Origin of the sequence: Inhella sp. (genome assembly GCF_041912635.1) — a bacterium.
GTDB lineage: Bacteria > Pseudomonadota > Gammaproteobacteria > Burkholderiales > Burkholderiaceae_C > Inhella.
On record NZ_JAYRMO010000004.1, the window covers coordinates 145,884 to 170,896 of the forward strand.

Annotated in this window: 20 protein-coding genes and 1 pseudogene; 12 read left to right on the plus strand and 9 right to left on the minus strand. The window is 69.9% G+C overall.

The window, feature by feature from the left end; translation table 11 throughout:
• Positions 1–27 precede the first annotated feature (27 nt).
• From ACE3QP_RS03690 to ACE3QP_RS03710, 5 genes are read left to right on the plus strand one after another with little or no spacing between them, the layout of a single operon-like run.
• Positions 28–1,197, plus strand: a complete 1,170-nt coding sequence (locus ACE3QP_RS03690; RefSeq protein ID WP_374433622.1) for a VWA domain-containing protein — start codon at positions 28–30, stop codon at positions 1,195–1,197.
• Positions 1,194–2,966: an autotransporter assembly complex family protein gene (locus tag ACE3QP_RS03695; RefSeq protein WP_374433624.1), complete on the plus strand. Its 1,773-nt coding sequence runs from the start codon at positions 1,194–1,196 to the stop codon at positions 2,964–2,966. Before ACE3QP_RS03690 ends, ACE3QP_RS03695 begins: the two co-directional genes overlap by 4 nt.
• Entirely contained in the window at positions 2,963–6,802 is a 3,840-nt protein-coding gene (locus ACE3QP_RS03700; RefSeq protein ID WP_374433625.1) for a translocation/assembly module TamB domain-containing protein, read from the plus strand. The genes ACE3QP_RS03695 and ACE3QP_RS03700 overlap by 4 nt, the downstream gene beginning before the upstream one ends.
• 26 nt (positions 6,803–6,828) lie before the next feature.
• The gene (locus tag ACE3QP_RS03705) at positions 6,829–7,134 is read left to right on the plus strand and encodes a hypothetical protein (RefSeq protein WP_374433628.1); all 306 of its coding nucleotides are present in this window, start codon (positions 6,829–6,831) and stop codon (positions 7,132–7,134) included.
• Positions 7,131–7,922 carry a substrate-binding periplasmic protein gene (locus tag ACE3QP_RS03710; protein ID WP_374433629.1) on the plus strand — a complete coding sequence of 264 codons (792 nt, stop codon included), beginning with the start codon at positions 7,131–7,133 and terminating at the stop codon, positions 7,920–7,922. Before ACE3QP_RS03705 ends, ACE3QP_RS03710 begins: the two co-directional genes overlap by 4 nt.
• On the opposite strand, the gene ACE3QP_RS03715 is transcribed toward ACE3QP_RS03710, so the two are convergent.
• The 3 genes from ACE3QP_RS03715 to ACE3QP_RS03725 are packed head-to-tail and all read right to left on the minus strand — an operon-like array spanning position 7,882 to position 9,670.
• Positions 7,882–8,415 (minus strand): GNAT family N-acetyltransferase, encoded by a 534-nt coding sequence (locus ACE3QP_RS03715; RefSeq protein ID WP_374433631.1) that lies wholly within the window; start codon positions 8,413–8,415, stop codon positions 7,882–7,884. The two genes, ACE3QP_RS03710 and ACE3QP_RS03715, sit on opposite strands and share 41 nt — an antisense overlap.
• A gap of 54 nt (positions 8,416–8,469) precedes the next feature.
• A complete protein-coding gene (locus tag ACE3QP_RS03720) occupies positions 8,470–9,408 on the minus strand; it encodes a hypothetical protein (protein WP_374433633.1) in 939 nt (312 codons plus the stop codon).
• A 22-nt stretch (positions 9,409–9,430) separates the two neighbouring features.
• Entirely contained in the window at positions 9,431–9,670 is a 240-nt protein-coding gene (locus ACE3QP_RS03725; protein WP_374433634.1) for a hypothetical protein, read from the minus strand.
• A 298-nt stretch (positions 9,671–9,968) separates the two neighbouring features.
• On the opposite strand from ACE3QP_RS03725, the gene ACE3QP_RS03730 reads away from it, so the two are divergent.
• The 5 genes and pseudogenes from ACE3QP_RS03730 to ACE3QP_RS03750 form a co-directional block, all read left to right on the plus strand.
• Positions 9,969–11,948, plus strand: a complete 1,980-nt coding sequence (locus ACE3QP_RS03730) for an SUMF1/EgtB/PvdO family nonheme iron enzyme (RefSeq protein WP_374433637.1) — start codon at positions 9,969–9,971, stop codon at positions 11,946–11,948.
• Positions 11,949–12,015: 67 nt separating this feature from the next.
• On the plus strand, positions 12,016–12,624 hold the full coding sequence (locus ACE3QP_RS03735; RefSeq protein WP_374433639.1) for a PH domain-containing protein: 609 nt from the start codon (positions 12,016–12,018) through the stop codon (positions 12,622–12,624).
• A 132-nt stretch (positions 12,625–12,756) separates the two neighbouring features.
• Positions 12,757–13,404, plus strand: coding sequence for a DUF47 domain-containing protein (locus ACE3QP_RS03740; RefSeq protein WP_374433641.1), 648 nt, complete (start codon positions 12,757–12,759; stop codon positions 13,402–13,404).
• A 21-nt stretch (positions 13,405–13,425) separates the two neighbouring features.
• Entirely contained in the window at positions 13,426–14,436 is a 1,011-nt protein-coding gene (locus ACE3QP_RS03745; RefSeq protein WP_374433643.1) for an anion permease, read from the plus strand.
• A gap of 172 nt (positions 14,437–14,608) precedes the next feature.
• Positions 14,609–15,145, plus strand: a pseudogene (locus ACE3QP_RS03750) (hypothetical protein); the annotation flags it as partial.
• Here the strand turns inward: ACE3QP_RS03750 and ACE3QP_RS03755 are convergent.
• Positions 15,104–15,238: a hypothetical protein gene (locus ACE3QP_RS03755; protein WP_374433645.1), complete on the minus strand. Its 135-nt coding sequence runs from the start codon at positions 15,236–15,238 to the stop codon at positions 15,104–15,106. The pseudogene ACE3QP_RS03750 and the gene ACE3QP_RS03755 overlap by 42 nt on opposite strands.
• Before the next feature lie 30 nt (positions 15,239–15,268).
• Positions 15,269–16,012, minus strand: a complete 744-nt coding sequence (locus tag ACE3QP_RS03760) for a PEP-CTERM/exosortase system-associated acyltransferase (RefSeq protein ID WP_374433647.1) — start codon at positions 16,010–16,012, stop codon at positions 15,269–15,271.
• A 127-nt stretch (positions 16,013–16,139) separates the two neighbouring features.
• Between ACE3QP_RS03760 and ACE3QP_RS03765 the strand changes: the two genes are divergently transcribed.
• Complete coding sequence (locus ACE3QP_RS03765) at positions 16,140–16,748, plus strand: YitT family protein (protein WP_374433649.1); 609 nt, start codon at positions 16,140–16,142, stop codon at positions 16,746–16,748.
• Between the two features lie 13 nt (positions 16,749–16,761).
• Entirely contained in the window at positions 16,762–17,469 is a 708-nt protein-coding gene (locus ACE3QP_RS03770) for a DUF599 domain-containing protein (protein ID WP_374433652.1), read from the plus strand.
• On the opposite strand, the gene ACE3QP_RS03775 is transcribed toward ACE3QP_RS03770, so the two are convergent.
• From ACE3QP_RS03775 to ACE3QP_RS03790, 4 genes are all read right to left on the minus strand, one after another.
• Positions 17,470–17,976 (minus strand): PEP-CTERM sorting domain-containing protein, encoded by a 507-nt coding sequence (locus tag ACE3QP_RS03775; RefSeq protein ID WP_374433653.1) that lies wholly within the window; start codon positions 17,974–17,976, stop codon positions 17,470–17,472.
• Positions 17,977–18,002: 26 nt separating this feature from the next.
• Complete coding sequence (locus ACE3QP_RS03780; RefSeq protein WP_374433655.1) at positions 18,003–21,074, minus strand: endonuclease/exonuclease/phosphatase family protein; 3,072 nt, start codon at positions 21,072–21,074, stop codon at positions 18,003–18,005.
• 206 nt (positions 21,075–21,280) lie between these two features.
• The gene (locus ACE3QP_RS03785) at positions 21,281–22,228 is read right to left on the minus strand and encodes a hypothetical protein (RefSeq protein WP_374433657.1); all 948 of its coding nucleotides are present in this window, start codon (positions 22,226–22,228) and stop codon (positions 21,281–21,283) included.
• Between the two features lie 67 nt (positions 22,229–22,295).
• Entirely contained in the window at positions 22,296–24,947 is a 2,652-nt protein-coding gene (locus ACE3QP_RS03790; protein ID WP_374433658.1) for a tetratricopeptide repeat protein, read from the minus strand.
• Positions 24,948–25,013: the final 66 nt, after the last annotated feature.

Below are 25,013 nucleotides of genomic sequence, written 5' to 3' on the forward strand. Positions count from 1 at the left end.
GCGCCTACGGGCCTTCACAATCGCCCCATGCTTGTGCCCTTCTTCCAGACCCTGCGCGCGGCCCGCCTGCCGGTCTCGCCCAAGGAGTTCCTGACCCTGCTGGACGCCCTGCGCCAGGGCGTCATCGAGCCTTCGCTCGACCAGTTCTACAGCCTGGCACGCACCATCCTGGTGAAGGACGAGGCCCTGTACGACCGCTTCGACCGCGCCTTCGCGGCCTTCTTCAAGGGCGTGGAGCTGAAGCTGGAGCTGGCGCGCGACCTGCCCGAGGACTGGCTCAAGGCCCAGCTGAAGCTGGAGCTGACGCCCGAGCAGCGCGCCCAGCTCGAAGCCCTGGGCTGGGACGAGCTGATGGACACGCTCAAAAAGCGCCTGGAAGAACAGCAGGAGCGCCATGAGGGCGGCAGCCGCTGGATCGGCACCGGCGGCACCAGCCCCTTTGGCAATGGCGGCGTCAACCCGGCGGGCGTGCGCATCGGCGGCGCGGGCGGGGGCAAGAGTGCCGTGAAGGTGTGGGAGCAGCGCGGCTACCGCGACTACGACGACTCGGTGGAACTGGGCACCCGCAACATCAAGGTGGCGCTGCGCCGCCTGCGCCGCTTCGCGCGCGAGGGCGCGGCGGATGAACTGGCGCTGGACGACACCATCCGCGCCACCGCGGCCAACGCCGGCTACCTCGACATCAAGATGCGCCCCGAGCGCCACAACAAGGTCAAGCTGCTGCTGCTGATGGACGTGGGCGGCACGATGGACGAGCACATCCACCGCGTCGAGGAGCTCTTCAGCGCCACCAAGAGCGAGTTCAAGCACCTGGAGTTCTATTACTTCCACAACTGCATCTACGACTACGTGTGGAAGAACAACCGCCGGCGCTTCGCCGAAAAGACGCCGACCTGGGACCTGATCCACAAGTACAACCGCGACTACAAGCTGGTGTTCGTGGGCGACGCCACCATGAGCCCCTACGAGATCCTGCAGCCCGGCGGCAGCGTCGAGTACATGAACGAGGAGGCCGGCTCGGTGTGGCTGGACCGGCTGACGCAAGCCTTCCCACGCCACGCCTGGATCAACCCCGAGCCGCACGGTGTGTGGGAGTACCGCCAGAGCATCCACCTCGTCCAAGGCCTGATGCACCAGCACATGTACCCGCTCACGCTGTCCGGCCTGGAAGCCGCGATGCGCCATCTGAGCAAATGAGGCGGGCGTTCCTGGCGGCCGCGCTCTGGCTGGCCGCCCCCGCCTGGGCCCTGCCCAAGGCGGTGGACATCGAGGCGCCAAGCGCACTGGCCACCCTGCTGCGCACCCATCTGGACCTGAGCCAGGCCCTGCAGGGCCGCAACCCACCCACCGAGCTGGAGTGGGCCCGCCTGTGCCGTCTGGCGCCGGCGCAGGCGCGCGCGCTGCTAGAGACCGAGGGCTACTTCGAGGCCCATGTGCAGCTGGACTGCGCAGCCGGCCGCCTGCAGATTGAACCGGGTGAGCCCGCACGCATCAGCGAGCTGCTGCTCAGCGGCCCCGAGCCCGAGCACGAGCGCTGGCAGACCTGGCGCGCCGCCTTTGCCCTGCCCGTGGGCGAGCGCTTTCGTCAGGCCGACTGGGACAGCGCCAAGCGCAACCTGCTGGCCCAGGTGCGCGCCCAGGGCCATGCGCTGGCGCGCTGGGAGCTCACCGAGGCCGAGGTGGATTGCAGCAACGTGCGCCTGACGCTGCAGCTCGACCCCGGGCCGGAGATCTTGCTGGGCGAGCTGCGCTTTGAAGGCCTGCAGCGCCACCGCGAGGAAGAACTGCGCGAACTGCTCGGCGCCCTGCGCCCGGGCCGGCGCTACACCGAGCAGCGCCTGCTCGACGCGCAGACCCGGCTGCAGCGCAGCGGTTTGTTCGACGGCGTGTGGGTGGAGCTGGACGGCGAGGAGCTGCAGGACGGCAACCGCCTGCCGGTGCGCATCCGCGTCAAGGAAGCCACGCGCCAGCAGCTCGCCCTGGGCCTGGGCTGGCAGACGCGCAGCGGCGCGCAGACCAGCGTCGAGCACCTGCACCGCCGCTTCCTGGATCAGCCCCTGCGTGCGCGCAGTCGCGCCCAGCTGGCGCAGCATGCGCAGCTCCTGGAGCTGGAGCTCTCCACCCACCCCGGGCGCCTGCAGCAGCGCTGGGTGGGCGCGCTGCGCTGGCAGCGCAACGAAGAACCCGACACCACGCCCTACACCCTGGGCAGCCTGCGCCTGGGCCGGGTGGAAGAGACCAACCGCAACGACCGCAGCTACGGCATCGAGCTGCTCAGCAGCCGCCAAGGTGAAGGCGAGCTGGCCGCGCGCAGCCAGGCCCTACTGGGCCAAGCCGGTGCAGCCTGGCGGCGGCTGGACAGCATCAGCCTGCCGCGCGAGGGCTGGCTGCTGGTGGGCCAGCTGGGCGCCGGCCCGGCGCGCTCGCGCCAGCAGGGTCAGCTTGAACAGGGCGGGCTGGCGAGGGCCCAGGCGCGCGGACAGGTCTACCTGCCGCTGGGCCCGGCCAGCAGCGGCCGCGGCCTCGCCCTGCGCCTGGAAGCCGGCCAGCTCTGGGCACCGGCCGCGCTGCAGGCGCCCGAATCCCTGGCCTTCCGCGCCGGCGGCGATGACTCCGTGCGCGGCTACGGCCCGCGCAGCCTGGGCCCGCAACGCCTGGGCACCAAAGGCTTGGAACCGGTGGGCGGCCGGGTGCTCTGGACGGCCAGTGCCGAGGCCCAGCAGGCCCTGCCCGCCAGCTGGTTCGGCGGCCTGGGCGGCTTTGGCGGCGCCGTGTTTGTGGACGCCGGCCAGGCCGCGCCGAGCTGGCGCGCCGCCGGCACACCCGGCGTGGGTGCCGGCTTCGGCCTGCGCTGGCGCAGCCCGGTGGGCCTGCTGCGCGTGGACCTGGCCCGCGCCATGAGCGACCAGCCCCAGCAGGCCGCCGGCCAGTGGCGTCTGCATCTGTCGGTGGGCATCGCGCTATGAAGCGGGCGCTGCGTTGGAGCCTGCTGCTGCTCCTGCTGGCGCTGGGCGTGCTGGCTGCGCTGCTGGCATGGAGCCAGCAGGCCAGCGGCCTGCGCTTCTGGCTGGCCCGTGCCGGCGTGCAGACCGAGGGCCTGCAGGGCAGCTTCTGGAACGGCCTGCGCATCGAGCAGCTGCGCTGGCAGGGCGCAGACGGCACGCGGCTGGAGTTGCTGGGCCTGCAGTGGCAGCGCGAGGGCTTGAGCCGCCAAGACAGCCGGTGGCATCTGCAAGGCCGCCTGGGCGCGCAACGCCTGGCGCTGCAAACCGGCAAGCCCGGCACTGAGCCCCTGCGCCCCGAGGCCCTGCTGCAAAGCCTGCGCCTGCCCTTGGACCTGAGCCTGAGCGCATTCAAGATCCAGGAACTGAGCCTGGACGGCCAGCACCTGCAGGGCCTGAGCCTGCAGCTGCAGGCGCGCCAGGATCCGCTGTGGGCCGTGCAGCTGGCGCCGCTGAGCCTGGCCAAGGGCAGCGCCCAGGGCCAGGCACGGCTGCAGGCAAACGGCCAGCTCAGCGCCCAGGCGCGCTGGCAGGTGCCGGGCTTCGACCCGGTGCAGCTTCAGGCCCAGGGCAGCCTGGCCGCGCTGCGCCTGCAGGCCCAGTTCGGCCCGGCGGCGCAGGCTCAGGCCGATCTGCAGCCCCTCGCCACCCAGCCCCTGCAGCAGCTGCGCCTGCAACTGGAGGCCTTCGACCTGCGCCGCCTGCACCCGCAGTGGCCGCACACGGCCCTGAGCGGCGAGCTGCAGGCCCGGGTGGATGCCCAGCAGGTGGCCGAGTTGCAGGCGCGCATTAGCAATGGCGCCGCGCGCCGGCTGGACCAGGACGGCTGGCCCCTGCGTGCCTTGGAGGCACGGCTGCGCGTGCCGCTGAACGACTGGCGCAGCCTGCGCGTACAGGCCCTGGCGCTGGACCTGGGCGAAGCCGCCCGCAGCGCCGGCCGCCTGGCCCTGAAAGACCCCGCCGGCCTGCCCGCCCAGGCGCGCTGGCAGGCCGACCTCAGCCTGCAACCCCTGCGCCTGAATGCCCTGCACGCCGGCTGGCCGGCCGCGCAGATTGGCGGCGCGCTGGCGCTGGAGCAGGCGCAGGACGCGCTGGAGCTGCGCCTGCAGGGCCAGCTGCAAGCGCCCGGCAAGGCGCTAGGCATTTGGCAGCTGCAGGCCCAGACGCGCCTGCTGCAGTTGCAGCCCACGCAGTTCCTCTTCAACCTGCAAGGCCCCTCGGGCCAGCAGCTGAGCGCCGAAGTGAAGCAGACCGGCCCTGGCCTTTGGCAGGCCCAGGCCCGCAGCCAAGGCGAATGGCCCCTGCCCGCCCTGGGCCCCTGGCCGGCACAGCGCAGCCCGCTGCAGGCCGAACTGAAGGCCGAGCTGGCCCTGCCCAGCCTGAGCCTGGCCGCGCTGCGCGCGGCCAGCGGTCAGGCCCAGCTGCAGCTGCAACCCGGCACGCGCTGGCTGGGCCTGCCACTGGAAGGCCAGGCGACCTGGCAGCGCGCCCAGGTCGGCCAGCCGGCCCAGGCCAGCCTGCAGGTTCAGGCTCCCGCCACCTTGGCGCTGACGGCGCAGGAGCAGCAGACGGGCTGGATGGGCGGCTGGCAGCCCCTGCAGGCGCGCGTGCAGGTGGACGAACTGACCAGCTTGCGAGCCTGGTGGCAGCCCTGGCTGCAGGAAGCCGCCGGCCGCCTGCGCCTGCAGGCTGAACAACAGGGCGGCACCTGGCAGGCCGAAGTGGACGCTGGCGCGCTGCGACTGCGTCTGCCGCAGCAAGCACGCTGGCAGCTGGAAAGCCTGCAGGGCCGCGGCCGACTGGATGCCCAGACCCTGCAGGTCGAGCTGAGCCTGCGCGGCCTGGAAGGCGCCGGCCAAAGCCTGCGCCAGGCACGGTTCAGCGCCCAGGGCCCGCTGGACACCCAGGCCTGGCGCATGGACGCTGAGGGCCGCAGCGGCATGCAGGATTGGCGCGTGGCCGGACAGGCCCAGGGCCGCTGGAACGGCAGCCAGCAGGACTGGCAGGCCTTGCAGTTCGACGCCGGCCCCGACCCGAGCAGCGCCTGGCTGCAGCTGCGCGAAGGCGCCTTGAGCTGGCAACCCGCCGCTGGTCAATGGACCCTAGGCCCCGCCACGCTGCAACTGCTGGGCGAGCCGCTGCAACTGCAGCAGGCGCGCTACGCGGCCGAGGCCTGGCAGCTGCGCCTGCAGGGCCAGCCGCGCCTGGCCCCCTGGCTGCGCGCCGCCACCGGCTTCGCGTGGGAGGGCGACCTGCGCACCCAGCTGGAGGCCGATCTGCAAGGCCAGGGCAGCCAGCTCAGCGGCAGTGCACGCCTCAGCCGGCTCGAAGGCGACCTGAGCCTGCCTGACGACGCCGGCCAGCCCCTCGCGCTGGAGCTGCGCACGCTCGATCTGCAGGCCCAGCGCCTGGGCGAGGCCGCCAGCCTGAGCCTGCAGCTGGCCAGCCAGGCCCATGGCGAGCTGCAGCTGCGGCTCGGTTTCGACGCCGCCGAGCAGCTCAATGGCCGGCTGCAAGCCCGCCTGCCCACCCTGCAGGCGCTGGAGCCTTGGCTGCAGGGCGGGCTGAGCGGCCTGCGCCTGCGCGGCCGCGCCGAGGCCGACCTGCGCATCAGCGGCCAGCGCAGCCTGCCGCTGATCCACGGCCCGCTACGCGTGCAGGAGCTCGCGCTGCAGCACCCGGCCAGCGGCTTTGCCACGCAGGATGGCCAGGTCGAGCTGCGTTTCGAGGGCGCACAGGCACGCCTGGTCGATTCGCACCTCGGCGGCCAGCCCGGTGGCACGCCGGCCGAGCGCGGGGGCCAGCTGCTGGCCGCCGGCCAGCTGAACTGGCAGGCCGACACCCAGGCCGATCTGCAGCTGCAGGCGCAGGCCTGGCGCGTGCTGCAGCGCTACGACCGTCAGCTCGTGCTCAGCGGCGACGCCCAACTGCGCCTGCGCCCCGGGCAGCTCGGTCTGCAGGGCGGCTTCACGGTGGACCAAGGGCGCTTCGACCTCGGTCGCGCCGACGCGCCCGTGCTGGGCGAAGACGTGCGCGTGCTGCGCGCCGGCACCGCCTCGGTGGCGGCGCGCGGCGCCAATGGCGCCACCGCCTGGCAACCGCAGGTGGACCTGCGCCTGGACCTGGGCCAGCGCCTGACCGTGCGCGGCCGCGGCCTGCAGACGCGCGCCACCGGCCAGCTGCGCCTGCAGATGGAGCCCGGCAAACCCTCGCGCTGGAGCGGCCAGATCGAATCCAACGGCGGGCGCTACCGCGCCTATGGGCAGGACCTGGAGATCGAGACCGGCGTACTGAGCTTCGACAAGGCCGGCCTGGACAACCCGCGCCTGGACCTGCTGGCCGTGCGGCCCGACATGGAGCAGCGCGTGGGCGTGCGCGTGGACGGCCGCGCGCTGCAACCCCGCGTGCGCCTGTACAGCGAGCCCGTGCTGTCCGACACCGAAGTGCTCTCCTGGCTGCTGCTGGGCCGCGCCCCCGACGAGCTGGGCAGCAGCGACGCCGCCCTGCTGCAACGCGCCGCCCTGGCCCTGCTGGCCGGCGAAGGCGAGAACCCGGCCTCCGAGCTGATGGGCAAGCTGGGCCTGACCGAGGTAAGCCTTTCGCCGACCGACGAAGGCGAGCGCGTGCTGCGCGTGGGCGCCCAGCTGGGCCGCCGCTGGAGCCTGGCCTACGAGCGCAGCCTGGGCCAGGCCGCCGGCAGCTGGCAGCTCGCCTACCGCCTGGGCCAGCGCTTCACGCTGCGTGCGCGCAGTGGGGAGGACAGCGGCGTGGACGGGCTGTGGGTGTGGAAGTTCGACTGAGTCCCGCCAGGGCCAGAATCGCCGCCATGCGCCTGCAGTACCTGAGCATCTCCAGCAGCGAGGACGACGACGGCCACGGCAGTTGGGAGGCCATGGCCAGCGTGCGCCCGGCAGATGCCGCCGCGGCGCGCGCGGAGCTCGATGAGCTGCTCGCCTGGGCCGAGGCCCATGCCCCGGGACCACGAGGCGCGCTGGACGAGCACGGCGTCTGGGACGCCCACCTGCAGGAGCTGCAGGAAGGCCCTGAATGGACGACCCTGACCCTGACCCTGGTCGGCCCCATGGCCTGGGGCGAGGCCCTGTTTCAGCAGGTCGACACCGAAGACCCATGACACGGCGCCGCCCCCTGTTGCAAGGCGCCCTGCTGGCGCCCTGTCTGGCCCATGCGGCGCCAGCGGCCACGCTGAAGGCCGTGGCCGGCGACGGCACCGTGCCCTTCAACTACCTGCTGGATGGCCGACTGCAGGGCCTGAGCGTGGAGCTGGCCGAGGAACTGGCGCGCCGCGCCGGCCTGCGCCTGGAGCTGGAGGCCCTGCCCTTTCGCCTGGCCTATGAGCGCGGCCTGCACCAGCCCGATGTGCTGCTCTTTACCCTGGCCCGCACGCCACCGCGCGAGGCCCTGTTCGAGTGGCTGGGCCCGATCGCGCCGCGCGATGTCTGGCTCTGGAAGATGAAGCGCCGCACCGACATCCAGATCCGCAAGCTGGCGGAGGCCCGCCAGTACCGCGTGGGTGTGGCCTATGCCGACGCCATCATCCCGAAGCTGGAGCAGTTGGGCTTTGCGCCGCGCCGGAACCTGGAGGTGATGCACGACCGGCGTGCGCTGGGGCGGATGCTGCGCATGGGCCGCTTCGACCTGATCCCGATGGTGATCTGGAGCGAGGGCAAGCTCGACGCCGAACCCGGCATGGCCGAAGAAGCACTGGAGCCGGTGCTGCAGCTCACCACCGAGGGCGGCTACTACTTCACCCTGGCCAAGGGCAGCGACCCCGAGTTGCTGCTCCGCCTGCGCCAGGCGCTGGCCGAGACGAAGGCCGACGGCACGCTGGCGCGCCTGCGCCGGCAGTGGATCCCCAAGCTCAGCGAAGCGGCCGACGCGCCCGCCACTGCGCCGCGCTGATGCCGTGCAGCACCAGCTCGGCGCCATACCAGGTGCCGGGGCCGCGTTCCTGCATGCCCAGCCGCTCCATCACCTTGGCGGAGTCGCGGTTGTCGGGGTGGCGCACGGCCACCAGCTCGGGCACCTGCAGGGTGTCGAAGGCAAAGCTGGCCATGACCTCAGCGGCCTCGCTGGCAAAGCCCTGGCGCCAGAAGTCTGGGTGCAGGCGCCAACCGATCTCGTGCGGGTTGCCGGGCAGGCGGTCCAGGTACTGGATGCAGCCTGCCCCCGCGATACGCCCCGATGCCAGATGGATGAAAGCCCACCAGGAGAAGCCCCATTCGGCCCAGCGCGCCTTCACGCGCTCGATCATCTCGCGCGTCTGCTCAGGGGTTTCGGGGGCGCCGCTGATGTAGCGCATCACCTCGGGCAGGCGGTTCATGGCCTGCAGGCCCTCGAAGTGGACGTCGGTGATGGGTTCGAGGCGCAGGCGGGGGGTGTTCAGAGTGGTCATGGGCAGAAAGTGCCAAGGGCCCGCAGCGCGGGCCCTTGATCAGGCCATGGGTGCTCAGCTGCCCGGGGCGAAGCTGCGCGCGGCCGAGAAGCGCTGCACGAAGTTGTCGATCACCTCCTTGAGCAACTCGGCCTGCACGGCTCGCTCGCGGTCCTCGGCCTTTTCCGACACGCTGACCCCGACCACTTCGCCCGACCGCGCCTGCGAGCTGCCGCCGCCGCTGCGCGCGCGCTCCTGCTCGGCCTGGCGCGTGGCGATGCATGTCGCCAGCACGTTGTCCTTGCAGTTCAGGTGCAGGGAGTAGCTGGAGCCGGACTCGGGTGGCTCGGCCGCCTTGGTCCAGCGGTAGTACCAGATCGACTGGCCCGACTTGACCCAGACGGCCGAGGCATCGAGCGTGACCGCATAGGTGCGCGGGTTGTACTGGCCCTCGAGGCGGGTCAGATAGGTGCGGGCGATCAGGTCGCGCTGGTCGTCGGGCAGGGGCTGGTCGCCCAGGCGCGCGCCATTGGCGTCGGAGCGGTAGTAGCGGCGCTCCCAGCGCGCGTCCTTGCCCAGGGTCTTTTGCGACTTTTCCAGCGAGTTGATCTGGAACAGCACCTCGGCGCCCAGCGCCTGCGCCACCTCGGTGGCGGACTTGTTGCCGGCCATCTCACGCGCCAGCACTTTCCAGGAAATCACCTTGTAATTGGCTCGCGCGAAGGCACGCTCGATGTCGCCCATCTCCACGCCACAGGTGGTGGCCAGGATGGCGCCCTGCGATTGCGCACCGCCCGAAGCCTGGTCGGCGGTGGCATTGGCGCAGCTGTCGGGGGCGCGCACGGCCACCGTGGTGGTGCGCGCGCCGTCGACCCGGTAGGCCTCGGTTTCGATCACCTCGGGTGGCTGCTGGCCCTGGCTGCTGGCCACGAATTGCGAGGCCACGACGTAATGCGACACCGAGGTGCAACCCGACAGGGCGGCCAAGACCAGGGGAATGCTCAAGCGTTTCATGCGGACTCCGGATCGATTGAGATCAGTACAGCACCCAGCGGAACGGGAAGCTCTTCTTGACGCCGGTCTGGGTGCCGGCCACCTTGCCGCCTTCATACAGGGCTATCAAATTGACGCAATCGGCCGGCAGCACGAATTCGAGCGTGCCGCCCGGGCGCAGTGCCGAATCCTTGACGCGCTGCCATTCATCGCCGGCATTGCCACACGACTGGTAGCGCACCTCGGACAAAGCCTTGCCGGTGCTGTTGAGGATGGTCGTCAAGGGGTCAGGCATTGCCGGAGGCGGCGCCGCGCATCCCTGTATCAGGCCCACCACAGCCAGCCCGAGTCCCGCTTTGGAAAAAAACCGCACGAATTGGCTCCTTGTCTAATGCCCAGTCCGGCACCTGGAGAGAGCATGCCGCGCTGACCACGCTCCCGACCACGGGGTTTGTGCTGCCGCCGCTCACGGCACATCTCAGCCCCCGCCGTGACGGAACCCGCAGGCTCGCCCAGCCATGATGAGCGCAACAGCTTACATCTGGGCACAATTTCACCGCCTGTCGCCCCCGCACGCCTGCATGCCACTTGTCCGCTTCCTGCTGCTGCTTCTGCTCCTTTACCTCCAAGCCACCGCCCATGGGGCCGGAGAGCGCCGCATTGCGCTGGTCATCGGCAACGCCAACTACATGCAGGGGGCGCTGAAGAACCCGGTGAACGACGCGCGCGATATGCGCGCCAATCTGCTGCGTGCTGGCTTCGCGGCCGAGGACATCGTCTACCGCGAGAACCTGCGCACCGCCGAGTTGGGCGCGGTGCAGCGCGAGTTCCGCCAGAAGCTGGACAAGGCGCCCGGTGCCATCGGCTTGCTGTTCTATGCCGGGCATGGCTTTCAGATCAGCGGCGAGAACTACTTCCCGACGGTGGACGCCCGCATCGAAAGTGAAGAAGACGTCCGGCACCAAAGCCTGAACCTGCGCGCCATGCTGGAGATCCTGGCCCGCTCGCGCAGCCGCGCCAGCCTGGTATTCCTGGACGCCTGCCGCGACAACCCCTTCAAACGCGCCCTGCTGGGCAGCGCCACCGGCCTGGCGCGCAGCGACTTCCCACTGCCCAGCGGCATGCTGATTGCCTACGCCGCCAAGCCCAGCCAAGTGGCCTTTGATGGCCGCAACGGCAGTCGCAACGGCCAGTTCACCGAGGCCCTGCTGCACCACATGATGCGCCCCAACCTGCCGGTGGAGCAGTTGTTGAAGGAAGTCATCAAGGCCGTGCGCACCCGCTCGCAGGGGGCGCAGGAACCCTGGAGCGAGGGCTCGATCGAGGGCGATTTCGCCTTTGTTGGCAACGCCCCCACCATGCTGGCGCAGAACACCGCGACCACCCTGGAACCTGAACCCGCCGCGCCGGCGCCGCCGCCCGCCGCCGAGCCACCGCGCCAGATGGCTGCGCCACCCGACGAAAAGGAGCGCCCCGAATGGCTGGCCAAACAGGCACAGATGAAGCTGGACTTCGACCGCCTCAGCACCTATGGCGGCGCAGCGAGCCTGCAGGCGCAGCGCTGGGGCCAGTTTCTCGAGAAGTGGTCGGTCGACAACCCCTTCAGCCACGACGACGAACTCTTGCGTGCCGAAGCCGAACAACGGGTCGACCAGGCCCGCGCCGAGCAGCAGCGCGCCACCCCGAGTGCACCGGGCGAGCGCTTCCGAGACTGCGCAGATTGCCCGGAACTCGTCATCCTGCCGGCCGGCAAATTCATTCAGGGCTCGCCCGACAACGAGGAAGGGCGCAGCGAGGACGAAGGCCCCTGGCACGAGGTGATCCTGGCCCAGCCCATGGCGGTAGGCCGCATGGAAGTGACGCGCGCGGAGTGGAGCGCCTTCGTGCGCGACCGCGGCTACCGCAGCGAGGCCGAGCGCGGCGATGGCTGCACCGCCTGGAACGGCAAGCTCGCCCTCCGCACCACTGAACGCAACTGGCGCCGCCCGGGCTTCGAGCAGGCCGCTAACCACCCGGTGGTGTGCATCAGCTGGCAGGACGTTCAGGCCTATCTGCAATGGTTGAACCAGCACTCCGGCGGCAAGCCCTACCGGCTGCTGACCGAATCCGAGTGGGAGTACGCTGCGCGCGCCGGCAGCCAGGAGCGCTTTCCCTGGGGCGCAGACCCCGCACTGCGTCAGTTCTGCCAGCATGTGAACGGCGCCGACCAGAGCGCACAGCGCACCGTACCGGGCGCTGCGGGCGTGTGGCAATTGGCCGGCTGTGACGACCTCCATCCCTTCACCGCCCCCGCTGCCGAGCTGCAAGCCAATGCCTTCGGCCTGCACGGCATGCTGGGCAATGCCGCCGAATGGGTGCAGGACTGCTACAGCGAAGCTACCTACGCCAGCAACCCGCCGCAAGATGGCCGCGCGGCCCAGATCGAGCGCTGCCCACATCGCGTGGTGCGCGGCGGCTCTTGGTACGACGCCCCGCCGCGCACCCGCCCCGCCAAGCGCGCACGCCAGGCGCCGGATGCGCGCACGGACGCCATCGGCTTTCGGGTGATGCGGCCGCTCTGAAACCAGGCTCGCCAAAACCGTCGGCCCGAACTATCGTCCTGGCTCCCTTTCAGGAAGGAGCCCCCGCATGTTCAAGAAACTGGCTTCTGAGGCCCTGGGCCTCAGCGACATTGGCGTCATCGTGCCGCCGAGCGACTACAACAAGGTCGATGCCGACGACTACCTCTTCAGCGAGGACGGCGAGAAGATCTTCTTCCTCATCAAGTCCAAGAAGGACGAGTACTGCTTCACCAACCTGGCACTGGTTCATGTGGATGGCGATTCGGCGGTCTCCAGCAAGCGCACCATCAAGCGCTACGAGTACGGCAGCCATCGCATCGGCCGCGTGACCATCGAGACGGCCGGCACCATCGACATGGATGTGGAGCTGAAGTTCACCATCGGCGACGCATCGCCCTTCAGCATCGACGTGCGCAAGAGCTTCATCGAGCAGGTGAAGGACATCTACAAGGCGCTGATCATGATCGGCCGCCTGCAGGAGCGCGACGAACGCGCGCGCGACAACGCCATGCACTGCCTGGGCGTGGTGGGGCAGATGTTCAAGCTCGGCACGGCCAGCGAAGAGGTCGTGACCGCCCACTACAACGCCCTGCTCAACAACATCAACGGCACTGTGCTGGAGCGCTTCCACCGCCGCGACTTCGCGCCCGTTTTTGAGCGCTACATCCACAACTGAGCACCCGGGATCGGGCATCTGTGACGAACCGGTGACAATAGCGCCCGTTCACCCCCTACTCCGCGACGCGCCCGGCAACCACCGGGCGCTCGTTCGTTTGGCCCCTCTGCACCACCCCTGGAGACCTGACCCATGCTGTTTGGAAAGCTGCTGCCGCGCGACGGCAATTTCTTCGAACTCTTCAACCAGCATGCCGATCAGATCGTCGAGGCTGCCAAGGCCTTCTCGCTGCTGGTGGCCAACTACGGCAACCTAGAGCTGCGCGCCAAGTACAACGAGCTGGTAGACCGCGCCGAGCATGACGCCGACCGCGTGACCCAGGAAGTCAACCGCGCCATCCACGTCACCTTCATCACGCCGATCGACCGCGACCAGATCCACGCGCTGATCAACACCATGGACGACGTGGCCGACCTGATCCAGGACTCGGCCGAAACCATGGCCCTGTACGACGTGCAGGTGATGACCGAGGAAATCAGCCGCCTGACCGACCTGAGCCTGAAGTGCTGCGAGCGCCTGCGCCACGCCGTGAGCCTGCTGCCGCGCATTGCCGAGCCGGCCACTATGGAAGCCGCGCTGAAGACCTGCGAGGAAATCGACCAGCTCGAAGGCGACGCCGACCGCGTGATGCGCATGGCCATGAGCAAGCTGTTCCGCGACTGCACCGATGTGCGCGAGCTGATCAAGCTCAAGGCCATCTACGAGCTGCTGGAAACCATCACCGACCGCTGCGAGGACGTTGCCAACGTCATCGAGGGCATCATTCTCGAAAACTCGTAAGCCGCGGGCCCGTCACCAGTCATGGAAACGACCCAAACCGCGCTTTACGTGGTCATGGTGCTGGTCACCCTGGCCTTGCTGTTCGACTTCATGAACGGCTTCCACGACGCGGCGAACTCGATCGCCACCGTCGTCTCCACCGGCGTGCTGCGCCCCGGCCAGGCCGTGGTGTTTGCCGCCTTCTTCAACTTCATCGCGATCTTCATCTTCCACCTCAGCGTGGCCGCCACGGTGGGCAAGAACATCGTGCAGCCCGGGGTGGTGGACACCCATGTGGTGTTCGGCGCCCTGTGCGGCGCCATCACCTGGAACGTCATCACCTGGTACTACGGCATCCCGTCCAGCAGCTCGCATGCGCTGATCGGCGGCATCGTCGGCGCCACCATCGCCAAGGCCGGTGCCTCGGCCCTGCTGGCGGCGGGCATCATGAAGACGGTGGTCTTCATCTTCGTCTCGCCGGTGCTGGGCTTCGTGCTGGGCTCGCTGATGATGGTGATCGTGGCCTGGATCTTCCGGAGCACGCGGCCCACCAAGGTGGACAAATGGTTCCGCCGCCTGCAGCTGGTTTCAGCTGGCGCCTACAGCCTGGGCCATGGCGGTAACGACGCGCAAAAGACCATCGGCATCATCTGGATGCTGCTGCTGGCCACCAACTACGCCGATGCGGCCGACAAGTCGCCCCCCACCTGGGTCATCATTTCCTGCTACGCCGCCATCGGCCTGGGCACGATGTTCGGCGGCTGGCGCATCGTCAAGACCATGGGACAGCGCATCACCAAGCTCAAGCCGGTGGGCGGCTTTTGTGCCGAAACCGGTGGCGCCCTGACCCTGTTCCTGGCCACGGCCTTGGGCATTCCGGTGTCGACCACGCACACCATCACCGGCGCCATCGTCGGTGTGGGTTCGACGCGCCGCGCCAGCGCGGTGCGCTGGGGCGTGGCAGGCAGCATCGTCTGGGCCTGGATCCTGACCATCCCGGCCTCGGCCTTTGTCGCGGCCATCGGCTACTGGATCAGTCTGCGCCTGTACTGATCTGAGCGCCCTGCCGGCTCAGCCCCTGTCCCGCCGCAGCCTGCTGCTTGCGCTGGGCGGGGGGTTCGGGCCGGCCCAGGCCGCCGAGCCCGCGCACCTGCGCCTGACCGTGCTGCCCTACCCGGGCTACTACCGCCCCGCCAGCCCGGGCGGCGCCAGCACGGGGCTGGACGTGGACATCGCCGCCGAACTGGCCCGACGCAGCGGCTGCCAGTTCGAGCTGCTGCCCACCAACACCAACCGGCTCTGGTCCGATCTGCGCAGCGGCGCCACCGACCTGACCGCCGGAGCCACCTACCTGCCCGAGCGCCGCGCCGAGGCCGAGTTCCTGTGGCTGCTGCAGGGCCGCGAAGTGGTGCTGCTGCGCAGCGCCCAGGCGCTGGCCACGCCCGACCGCGCCGCCTTCGATGCCCAGCCCGAGCTGCTGCTGGGCGTGACGCGCGGCGGTCGGCGCGGGCCGGCAGCCCAGGCCTGGGTCGATGCACTGCGCCAGCAGGGCCGCGTCAGCGAAGGCGCCGACATGCTGGCCCTGCTGCGCGCCTTTCAGGCCGGCCGGGTGGCCGCCGTGCTGCTCTTTCCCTCGGCCGTGAACGAACTGCCGGAACTGGCCGACTGGAGCCTGCAGGACTGGTTTGCGCAGGACCGCTTCCAGGCCGGTTGGGCGGTTTCAAAAGCCGTGGCCGAGCCACTGCGCCAGCGCCTGCACCAGGCCGCGCGCAGCCTGCGCGAGGACGGCACCCTGCAACGCCTGCTGCGCCAGCACCTGGGCGAAGCGGTGGCCCGCCACCACGAGTTCCTGCACGCGCCGCCCCGATGTGCGTGGGCAGCACCCTCAGGCCGGGTGGCGCGCGTACTCGGCTTCGACGCTGGCCTCAATGTGCTCGTACAGCGGCCGGATCAAGGGGCGCAGCCCGGTGATGACCTTCTCCGTGTAGAGCAGGGAGGGCACGCGCAGGCCCCGGTGCTCGATGGCGCCACCGATGGGGTGGATGGCAAAGCCGATGCGCGCGAAATGCACCGCAAGCCGCGGCTCGGTCAGCACCAGCACATGGTCGCGCCCAAAGCGCCGCGCCACCGCTGCGGCTCCCAGGTAGAGCCCGACCGGGATGAAGGGGAAGCGCATCTGCGGGCCGCGCGACTCGAAGTCGTCACCGGACATCGAACCCGCCGTTTCCTGTTCGCCCTTGCGCTGCCGGAAGTTGCGCATCACCGCCAGGCGCGATACCTCGGCCAGGCGCGTGCGCGCCACGCTGGCCGGGTCGAACACCCGGTGGTCCAGCACCTCGGCACAGCTCTCCTCCACCGGCAGCAGTTCCTCGGGCGCCTGCGGATTGGTCAGGATGACGCGCGTGCAGCCCACCAGCTCGCCGCCACCGCGACGGCGCAGCAGCAGGTGCACCGAGTGGGCGTCGTAGGCATCGGTCTCCTGCTCGTCCTCGCGCAGCGGCTCCCAGCCCAGATCGCGGCAATAGACCTCATGGCGCACGTGATACACGTCGGCGCGCGTGGCCGCATCCAGCGCCGGCAGGATCTCGAAATACTGCGCGAAGGTTTCGCCAAGGTTGCGATCGGACATGGCCGTGAGGTGAGGCGCTGCTAGAGCAGCGCGCGACTGCAAGGCAACCAGTGTCAACCATGCAAGGGCCGCTTGCACAGCGCTGTTGCATTCCGCCGCCAAAGTGACTCCTACACTGCCGCCCGTCATGACCAGCAGCCCCGCCCAGCGCCACCGCCCGTACGAAGACGTGCAGGCCCTGCTGACCGGCACCCTGTTCGTGGCCCTGGGCCTGGCGCTGTTCCAGCGTGCCGGCCTGGTCACCGGTGGCACCGTGGGTCTGGCCTTTCTGGCGCATTACGCCACCGGCCTGCCCTTCGGGCCGCTGTTCTTCTGCATCAACCTGCCCTTCTACGCCCTGGCCTGGAAGCGCATGGGCGCGCGCTTCACGCTCAAGACCCTGGCGGCCGTGAGCCTGCTGACCCTGCTGACGGCCTGGCTGCCGCAGTGGCTGCGCATCGACTCGGTGCAACCGCTGTTCGCCGCCGTGGGTGGTGGCCTGCTGGTGGGGGCCGGCTTCATCATCCTGTTCCGCCACCGCGCCAGCCTGGGCGGGCTGAACGTGCTGGTGCTGTGGTGCCAGGAGCGCTTCGGCCTGCGGGCCGGCTGGCTGCAGATGGGCATCGACGCCACCATCCTGCTGGCCGCCTGGCCCTGGCTGGATGCCACGCGCCTGGCGCTCTCGGTGCTGGCCGCGCTGGCGATGAACTTCGCGCTGGCGGTCAATCACAAACCCGGCCGCTACATGGCTTTTTGAACGACAGCGCGCGATGAACCCCGTCTTCGGCCCCCTGCCCCTGCCCGATCTGCTGGCCCTGCTGCTGTTCTTCGGCGGCTGGGTGGGCTATGCGCATTGGGCGCGCCAGCTCAGCACGCGCCGGCCCAGCATCCTGGCCATCACCAACCGCTGGCGCCGCGCCTGGATGCTGCAGGCCACGCAGCGCGACAACCGCATCGTCGACGCCGCCATCGTGCAGAACCTGTCGGCCAGCCCGGCCTTCTTTGCCAGCACCAGCATCCTGGTGATTGGCGGCCTGCTGGCCGCCATGGCCTCGACCGACAAGGTCAGCGGCCTGGTCAAGGAGATTCCCTTTGCGGCGCGCACCAGCCTGCTGGTCTTCGACCTGAAGCTGGCGCTGCTGACGGCGATCTTCGTGTTCGCCTTCTTCCGCTTCACCTGGAGCATCCGCCAGTACAGCTTTGGCGCCATCCTCGTGGGCGCGGCGCCGGAGGCCGCGCAGTTTGCCGAGGAAGACCAGCGCCAGGCCTTTGCCGACCACGCCGGCCGGCTGATGGGCATGGCGGCCGAGACCTTCAACGACGGCCTGCGCGCCTACTACCTGAGCTTCGCGGCCGTGGCCTGGTTTTTCTCGCCCTTCGCCTTCATGGCGGCCACGGCCTTCGTGCTCTTCGTGCTCTACCGGCGCGAGTTCCACAGCGACGTGCTGGGCGCGCTGCGCGAGCCCGGCACGTACTGATCAGCGCGCGCGGCGGCGCGCCGCGGCCAGGCCAAACAGACCCAGGCCCGCGAGCGCCAGCCCGGTGGGCTCGGGCACGCCGTTGCCCGGGTCGATCTGCGCCGCGAAGCTGCCATTGCCCATGCCGTCGGGGCCGAAGTCGTAGCCAAAGTAGGCCTCGGCACCGCCCCAGGCGGGCATGAAGCTGAAGCCATCGCCCTGGGCGTCCAGGCCCACGAACTGGCCGTTCTTGTAGACCGCCGAGGCGGCGAACAGATCGCCGAGGCCATAGCTGCTGCCGGCGAAATCGAAGCTGAAGCTGCTCAGGTCGAACAGGGTCTCGTCGCCCATCACGCTGCCCAGGGCATCGTCAAAGCTGACGCTGCCGCTGAAGCTCTGGCCAACCAGCGGGCTGCCAGCGCTGTCGATGGTGACGCTGAAGTTGACGGTGACGGGGGCCGCCAGGCTGGCCCAGCTGGCCAGGCTCAGACCCAGGGCGGCCAGGCCGCGTTGGAGTTGCTTGTTCATGTTGAGGTCCTTGGATCGCGAAGGGTTCAGAAGCCGGGGTCGAGCAGCAGGCCGGGTTCGCTGAGCAGCACGCCCACCAGCTCCACCAGGGGCCGCGCCTGGCCGGCACCGGCGGCGCCATCGGCGTCGAAGTACACGACGGTGTTGGCGCCTTGCTGCAGCAGGCTCAGGTAGCCATCGGCAAAGGGGGTGCTGCCGGCATAGCCCACCGCGGCCAGCAGGGCGCTGACGTCCAGGCGGTCCTGGCCGGGCGTGAAGTCGGTGATCTGGTCGCCGGCATCGAGCAGGCTGGTGTAGACGAAGGCGTCGTTGCCCGCACCGCCGGTCAGGGTGTCGCGGCCCTGGCCGCCGGTGATGCGGTCGGCGCCGCTCGTGCCCACCAGGGTGTCGCGGCCGCGCGTGCCGTCCAGCACCGAGCCGGCACGTTCGATGAAGAAGCGCGCCACCACCGGGTCGTGGTCGCTGATCTGGTCGACGAACTCGGAGTTCATGTGCACGACGTCGTAGCCGCGCAGCAGGCCCACCAGGCTCTGGCTGGCCAGCACATGGTCGATGGCCTGGGCATTGCCCTGGTAGTTGTAGGTGTAGCGCTCGCCGACCGGCAGGGTGTCGATCAGTGCCGCGAGCCCACCGCTCTCCAGCAGATTGACCGGGTTCGAGAACTGGAAGTCGTTCAGGTCACCCAGCACCAGCACCTTGGCGTTGGGGTTGCTCGCCAGTTGCCCCTCGACGAAAGCCTTGACGATCGCGGCCTGCTGCATGCGCTGGGCTTCGCTGCCCAGCACCGGCGGCTGCGTGGGGCCATAGAGCGGCTGATCGCCGCCCTTGGAGTTGAAGTGGTTGCCAACCAGGGTGACGGTCTCGCCATTGAACACGAAGCTGCCGACCAAGGGCTTGCGGCTGCTCTCGAACGCGCCGTCGTTGGAACCCGAGGCCAGAGGATCGGTCAGGCGGCTGAGCGAGCCTTCGACAAAGCTCACGCGGGCCGGATCGAACAGGAAGACGGTGCGGATGTTGCCGCCCGGCTCACCACCGTCCTGGTTGTTGACGGGATCGATCTGGCGCCACTCGTAGCGCGGTCCGCCTGCGGCCTGGATGGCATTGACCAGGGCCTGCAGCGTCTGGGTGGCATCCACCACGCCGTTGTTGGTGGAGCCGTTGTTGTCCTGCACTTCTTCGAGATTCAGGATCTCGGGCGCACGCAGATTGCCGACGATGGCTTGCGCCAGCGCATTGAACTTCGTGGCGCCATCCTGGGGGCTGAGGTTCTCGACGTTGAAGGTGGCCACACGCAGGTGGTTGCCGTCGCTCTCCAGCGCCGTGGTCTCTCGTTGCAGGTCATTGCTGGTCACGGTGGGGGCCGTGGTGACGCGCACATTGAAGTTGTTGGCGTTGTAGTCCACCACGCCGTCCACCGTGCCCAGGCGCGCGCCGACGTGGACGGAGGGCATCACCAGGGCGTTGTCCATGTCGTCGAGCAGGATGCGCTCGGGGTTGAAGTCGCCCGCGGACACCTCGATACCGCCGCGGCCGGTCAGGCCGGTGGCGCCGGCGCCATTGCGGGCCAGCACCCAGATCGATTCCGAGCTGCCCTGGCTGAGCGTGGGGCTCACGGCCAGCGGCTGCTCCACCCGCACCAGCATGCCTTCCAGGCTCTCCCAGAAGTCGATGCCTTCGCTGGCGGGATCGAAGTCGCCACCGGTCTCGACATTGGAGGCGGCATCGTTGTGGATGGCCTGGGTGGGCGGCACGCGGTCCGTACCCAGCACCAGCGGGGTGATGCTCAGGCCCGCGCCGGCGGTCCAGGGGCCGACGCTGAGCGACTGCACCGCCGCGTTGTTCGTGATTTCGGTCAGCGTCAGGTTGTTCGCATCGCCGCCGGCACGGAATTCCGTCACCGTGCCGCTGACGAGCACCGCCTCGCCCACCGTGCGCGCCGTCAGCAGCGCCGACCCCGCACCGGTGAAGACGAAGATGCCCTCGGAGGTGGCCGGGTCCGCGTCGGGCTGCGGGTCCTGGATGTAGAAGCCGTTGCTGGCCTTGGCGGTGACGATGCCCTGCACATTGCGCACCGCCTGGCCGTTCAGCGGCGAGAGATGCGAGGCCGCCTGGATCTCATGGATGCGCGTGGGCAGCGCGTCGTCATCGACGATCTTGACGGTCTGGCTGATCGTGCCGCCCAGGTCGATGCCGCTGCTCGGGCTGCTGAGCGTCAGCACCAGGTTCTCGTCGGGCTCGGGCAGGCTGTCGTTCTGGATCGTCAGCGTGACCGAGGCGCTGGTCTGGCCGGCCGGAATGGTGATGCTGGTGGCCGAGAGCAGGTAGTCGCTGGCGTCGATGCCCGTGCCACTGACGCCCAACTGCACCGTCTCGTCGCCGCTGACCGCACTGCTGGCCGTTGCCGTCACGGTGATCTGGCTGCCGGCCGCCTCGCTGCCGCTGTTGCTGCTGACGCTCAGGCTGACGCTGGGCTTGGCCGGCGCGGTGCCGATCGGGGTGATCGAGAAGTCATCGATGGCCAGGCCGTCATCGGAGCCCGAGGCATTGAAGTCCGTCCAGCGCAGCCAGAAAGTGGCACCGGGGGCGATGCTGAGGCCGGCGATGTTGGTGATGAGCAGCGAGTTGGCGTCGAGATTGCCATTCAGGGCCCCCACCGTGCCGGTGCGAACCGGTGCGATGAAGTCCATGTTGTTCAGGTCGTGCCAGGTACCGGTGTTGAGCGCGGTCGCATCCAGGCTGCCCTGGAAGTCGAGCCGGTCTTCGCGGTTCAGCGCGCCCAGGCGCCATTGCTCGCCGCGGTAGCTGATCTGCAGCTCGGTGATCAGGGCCCCGGTGTTGTTGGTGAAGGCCACGCCGAACATCGGCGTCAGGCTGCCCGACAGCAGCCCACCCAGTGCCCGGTCGGTGCTGCCCGTCTGGCCGAAGCTGTAGGTGTCGCCGGTATTGCTGCTGCCCGTGCCCGCCGTGAGCGTGGCATTGGCATTGGTGCCCGACTCCAGGATGACCCAGCCCGCGGGCAGGGTGCTGGAAGTGCCGGTGCTGGGCAGGGAATCAAAGTTCTGCGTGTACGCCGAACCCAGGGTGGTGAGACTGATCACGGGGGCCGCCTGTCGAGGGTGAATTGCAAGCGGCGTAACTTACCGAACGGTCAAGAAAATCCCGTGACAAGCAGACACAGTGCGGCTCCGTTGTTTCCCACTCAGGCAAACCCGTAGACGCAACGCGCTTCATAGGGAAAAGCGACGCGGCCGGCCTGGCGTCGGTCACACCTCACCCCCTGCCTGAGGGGGTCACCCACCCAGGCTCAGGGCAGCGCCAGCGGCTCGCCCTCGCGCAGCTCCAGCTCGCGCAGCGGGCCACGGCCGCGCTGGTAACGCAGGCGCAGGATCTTGCGCGCACGCCGGGCCGGGTCCACGCCCAGCAATTCGTTGCTGACGCGTGGCTGGCCGCCGCGTTGCAGCGCGGCGCGTACCGCGGCGGTCACATCGGCCCAGCGCGAATCGGCACCCCACTGGGCCTCGAACACCTGCAGCCACTGCTCCTCGCCGCGTTCGTCGCTCCAGTCGCGCTCGCGGCGCTCATGGCCCCAGTCGCCGCGCTGCCAGCCGGTGAACAGTGCGCCATCCACCACCGCGCCCTCGTCGTACTCGAACACGCGCTCCTCGCCCTGGCGATCGCGCACGAACAGGCGCAGCTGCTTGCGGCGGCCCGGGTCGGGGTCCACACCCAGGCGCTCGTTCTCAACGCGGAAGCGCAGGTCCTGGCGCGCCAGCTGGCGCAGGCGCTCGGTCACATCCACATGGCGGCGCGGCGTGCCATAACGGGCTTCGAGGATGCGATAGCGGCCGCTGTCGCGTCCATCGCCATCCGCATCGCGCCAACCGCCGCGCTCATCGCCCCAGCCGCGGCCGCTGCGCCAGCCGATGAATTCGCGCCCATCGACGCGGCTGCCCTCGCGGTACTCGAACACGCGCTGCTGGCCGTCGCGGCCGCGCGCCACGATGCGCAGCGTCTTGCGCCGGCCCGGTGCCGGGTCCACGCCAAAGGCCTCGTTGCCGGCGCGGAAGCGCTCGTCCTCGCGTGCCAGCTGCTTGAGCCGCTCGGTCACGTCGACCTGCTGTTCGGCCGTGCCGTAGCGGGCGTAAAGGATGCGGTACTCGCCCTCGTCGCGGTCGTCGTGATCGGCCCGGGCCAGACCGGGCAACAGGGCGAGGCCGGCCAGGGCGAACAGGGTGCGGCGGGTCTGGGGCATGAGGGTTCCGGAAATTGAAGGCGCGCCCACAACGCGGCGCGGGCTGGATCGGTTGAATGGCAGAGGCTCAGCCCGCCTTCAAGCCCGCACGTGCGCGCTCGGCCCCGGCGCCTTGCGGCGCCAGCTCCAGATAGGTCTGGAAGGCCTTGCGCGCGGCGGTCGCGTCGCCCAGGGCCTGCCAGGCCTCGCCCAGGTTCAGGTAGGCAATGGCACGCGAGGGGTCGAGCTTCAGCGTGTTCTCGAACCAGCGCACCGCCTCGCGCGGCTTGTTCTGGCGCAGGTACACGTAGCCCAGGTTGTTGGCCGCCAGCGCGAACTCGGGGCGCAGCTTCAGGGCCTCGGTGAAGGCGGCCTCGGCCTCGGCGTAACGCTGCTCGCGGTAGAGCTGCAGGCCGCGGTCGTTGGCACGCTGGGCCAGCTGGCGCGAAGCCAGCGGCACGGTGGGGCTGGGGGCCAGCGGCCGGGCCTGGCCGCTCAGATCGGCCACCTTGGGCGCCGCGGCCGGTGCCTCGGCCTGGGCCGCGTCCAGCTTGCTGTTCAGCGCAATCGCCTCGGGCGCCAGCTGGCTGCTGTCGGGGCTCAGGAACTCGGCCTCGGCGGGCAGCTCGAACACGAACTCGCCGCCCTGCGAACCCGGCAGGCTGCCGAAGGCCGGCGTCTGCTGCGAAACCCCGGCCACCGCCGGCGCCACATAGGCGGCCAGCTCGGTGCCGGTGATCAGGCCGTCGCCGTTCAGGTCGCCCTTGCCGCCCAGGGCCTGCAGAAGGGTCCAGGTGAAGACGGAATGGCCGCCCGGGCCGCCATCGGCCACCAACTGGTCGGCGCCGCCGGCGGTGAGCATCTGGCGCCCCAGGCGCAGGGCGTTCTGGCGCAGGAAGCCGCTGCCGGCGCTGCCGCGCGTCAGGCCCAGGCCGGAGTAGCAGCTGTCCATCACGAACAGCAGGTGCTTGGCCGGCAGGCTCTCGGCAATGTTCTGCAGCTCGCTCATCGAGATCGCGTCGGTGGCCAGGCGCTCGGGGGTGTTGGCGGCGTCCACCGGCACGATGTAGCCGAGTTCACGGCCCGAGCTGAGCTTGCGCGTGGCGCCATGGCCGGCGAAGAACACCAGCACGCGGTCGTCCTTCTGCAGGCCGCCATGGGCCAGGCGCTCATGGAAGGCCGAGAGGATGCCCTGCCGCGTGGCCTCCTGGTTCTTCAGCACGATGGTGCGCTCGGGCGCGAAGCCGAAGCGCTGCTGCAGCAGCTGGCGCATGGCGTCGGCATCGGCGCCGGCGTGCTGCAGGCGTGGCCAGTCCTTGTACTCGTCGATGCCGATCACCACCGCCCAGCTCTGCCGGTAGCCGGTGGTGATGCGCTCGGGCGCTGCCGCGGTGCGGGTCTTGGTGCTGAAGCCCTGGCCGTCCCAGCCGGCGAATTGGTAGCCCTCGGCCACCAGGCGGTCAAGGATCTGCGGCAGGGCCTTGACGGTGCGCTCGTGGATGTCGTGAAAGAGCACGATGCCGCGCCCGGCCTGGTCGATCTGGCGCAGCACGCGGTCGGCGATCGAGCTGGGCACGGGGTCGGCCCAGTCGAGCGAATCGATCTGCCACATCACCGATTGCAGTTGCGCCTGGCTCAGGATCTCCATGCCCTCGCCGCTGTGCGCACCGTAGGGGAAGCGGAACAGCGGCGCGCGCTGCGGGTCCAGGGCCTTGAGCAGGGCGTCGGCATTCAGGATCTCGGCCTTCAGCGCCGCGCCGCTGGCTTTCGAGAGCTGGGCATGCGAGTAGCTGTGGTTCGCCAGCGTGAAGCCCTCTTCCTTCAGGCGCCGGGCCACCGCCGCCTGGGCACCCAGCTGGGCCTTGCCATCGGCCGCCACGCTGCCCAGGTTGCGGCCCACCGCGAAGAACACCGCCGGCACGCCGTACTGGCGCAGGATGGCCTTGATCTCCTCCGTGTAGCGCGGGTGCGGGCCGTCGTCGAAGGTGAGCAGCAGGGTCTTGGGCGGCAGGCCGGGCTGGGCCGGCTCGGCCGCCGCCTTGTCCAGCTGGGCCAGCTTCTCGGGGCTGTAGCCCAGCACCACGCCCTGGTCCTTGAGGATCTGCTCGCGGCTGTAGAGCTTGCGCAGCGCTGCCAGGTAGTCGTCCCAGCGCTCGCGCTTCTGCTCAATGGCGCGACTCTGGAAGCGGCTGAAGATCTGCCCGTACTCCTTTTCGTAGTTCTGCTCGATCGCGGCCAGGGCCTCCAGGTCCTCGCCCAGGCGCTTGTGCAGCTTCACCGCGTCCAGCGTGCCGCTGCGCGAGAGCGCCTGCAGCAGGCCCTGCAGCAGCTCGCGGAAGGCCAGGCGGTCGGCGTCGAAGAGCGCGGGCTCGGATTCGATGTAGTCCAGCAGCCAGCCCAGATTCGGGTAGCCGCGCCCCTGCTCGCGCTGCGCCAGCGCGGCCAGTTCGGCCTCCAGCGCCTGGCTGCGCGCCAGCTTGTCGTGGAACAGGGCCTGTCCCACCGTGCGGGCGGCCGTGCGCTCGGCCGGGCTCAGCTTGGCCTCGTCGGCCAGCAGCACGATGATCTGGCGCTGCGCTGCCACCAGCTCCTGTAGACGGGGGCGCAGGTCGGGTTCCGCAGCCGCCGGCGCATGGGCCACAGGCGCTTCCGGCGCCGCCGGTGCCGGCCGCCAAGCCAGATAGCCCACCCCGGCCAGGGCCAGGGCGGCAGCCAATGCGAGCAGAACTTTCTTGGTCATGGCGCGGCAGCAAATCGAAGCGGGGCGCGCATTCTGGGCCCGGCCCAGGGGCAATCCCTAGAATCC

What these genes read in the sequence shown, in the direction of transcription:
- ACE3QP_RS03690 (WP_374433622.1), top strand. Translation starts at nt 28, where the DNA reads ATGCTTGTGCCCTTCTTCCAGACCCTGCGCGCGGCCCGCCTGCCGGTC.
- ACE3QP_RS03695 (WP_374433624.1), top strand. Translation starts at nt 1,194, where the DNA reads ATGAGGCGGGCGTTCCTGGCGGCCGCGCTCTGGCTGGCCGCCCCCGCC.
- ACE3QP_RS03700 (WP_374433625.1), top strand. Translation starts at nt 2,963, where the DNA reads ATGAAGCGGGCGCTGCGTTGGAGCCTGCTGCTGCTCCTGCTGGCGCTG.
- ACE3QP_RS03705 (WP_374433628.1), top strand. Translation starts at nt 6,829, where the DNA reads ATGCGCCTGCAGTACCTGAGCATCTCCAGCAGCGAGGACGACGACGGC.
- ACE3QP_RS03710 (WP_374433629.1), top strand. Translation starts at nt 7,131, where the DNA reads ATGACACGGCGCCGCCCCCTGTTGCAAGGCGCCCTGCTGGCGCCCTGT.
- ACE3QP_RS03715 (WP_374433631.1), bottom strand. Translation starts at nt 8,415, where the DNA reads ATGACCACTCTGAACACCCCCCGCCTGCGCCTCGAACCCATCACCGAC.
- ACE3QP_RS03720 (WP_374433633.1), bottom strand. Translation starts at nt 9,408, where the DNA reads ATGAAACGCTTGAGCATTCCCCTGGTCTTGGCCGCCCTGTCGGGTTGC.
- ACE3QP_RS03730 (WP_374433637.1), top strand. Translation starts at nt 9,969, where the DNA reads ATGCCACTTGTCCGCTTCCTGCTGCTGCTTCTGCTCCTTTACCTCCAA.
- ACE3QP_RS03735 (WP_374433639.1), top strand. Translation starts at nt 12,016, where the DNA reads ATGTTCAAGAAACTGGCTTCTGAGGCCCTGGGCCTCAGCGACATTGGC.
- ACE3QP_RS03740 (WP_374433641.1), top strand. Translation starts at nt 12,757, where the DNA reads ATGCTGTTTGGAAAGCTGCTGCCGCGCGACGGCAATTTCTTCGAACTC.
- ACE3QP_RS03745 (WP_374433643.1), top strand. Translation starts at nt 13,426, where the DNA reads ATGGAAACGACCCAAACCGCGCTTTACGTGGTCATGGTGCTGGTCACC.
- ACE3QP_RS03760 (WP_374433647.1), bottom strand. Translation starts at nt 16,012, where the DNA reads ATGTCCGATCGCAACCTTGGCGAAACCTTCGCGCAGTATTTCGAGATC.
- ACE3QP_RS03765 (WP_374433649.1), top strand. Translation starts at nt 16,140, where the DNA reads ATGACCAGCAGCCCCGCCCAGCGCCACCGCCCGTACGAAGACGTGCAG.
- ACE3QP_RS03770 (WP_374433652.1), top strand. Translation starts at nt 16,762, where the DNA reads ATGAACCCCGTCTTCGGCCCCCTGCCCCTGCCCGATCTGCTGGCCCTG.
- ACE3QP_RS03775 (WP_374433653.1), bottom strand. Translation starts at nt 17,976, where the DNA reads ATGAACAAGCAACTCCAACGCGGCCTGGCCGCCCTGGGTCTGAGCCTG.
- ACE3QP_RS03785 (WP_374433657.1), bottom strand. Translation starts at nt 22,228, where the DNA reads ATGCCCCAGACCCGCCGCACCCTGTTCGCCCTGGCCGGCCTCGCCCTG.
- ACE3QP_RS03790 (WP_374433658.1), bottom strand. Translation starts at nt 24,947, where the DNA reads ATGACCAAGAAAGTTCTGCTCGCATTGGCTGCCGCCCTGGCCCTGGCC.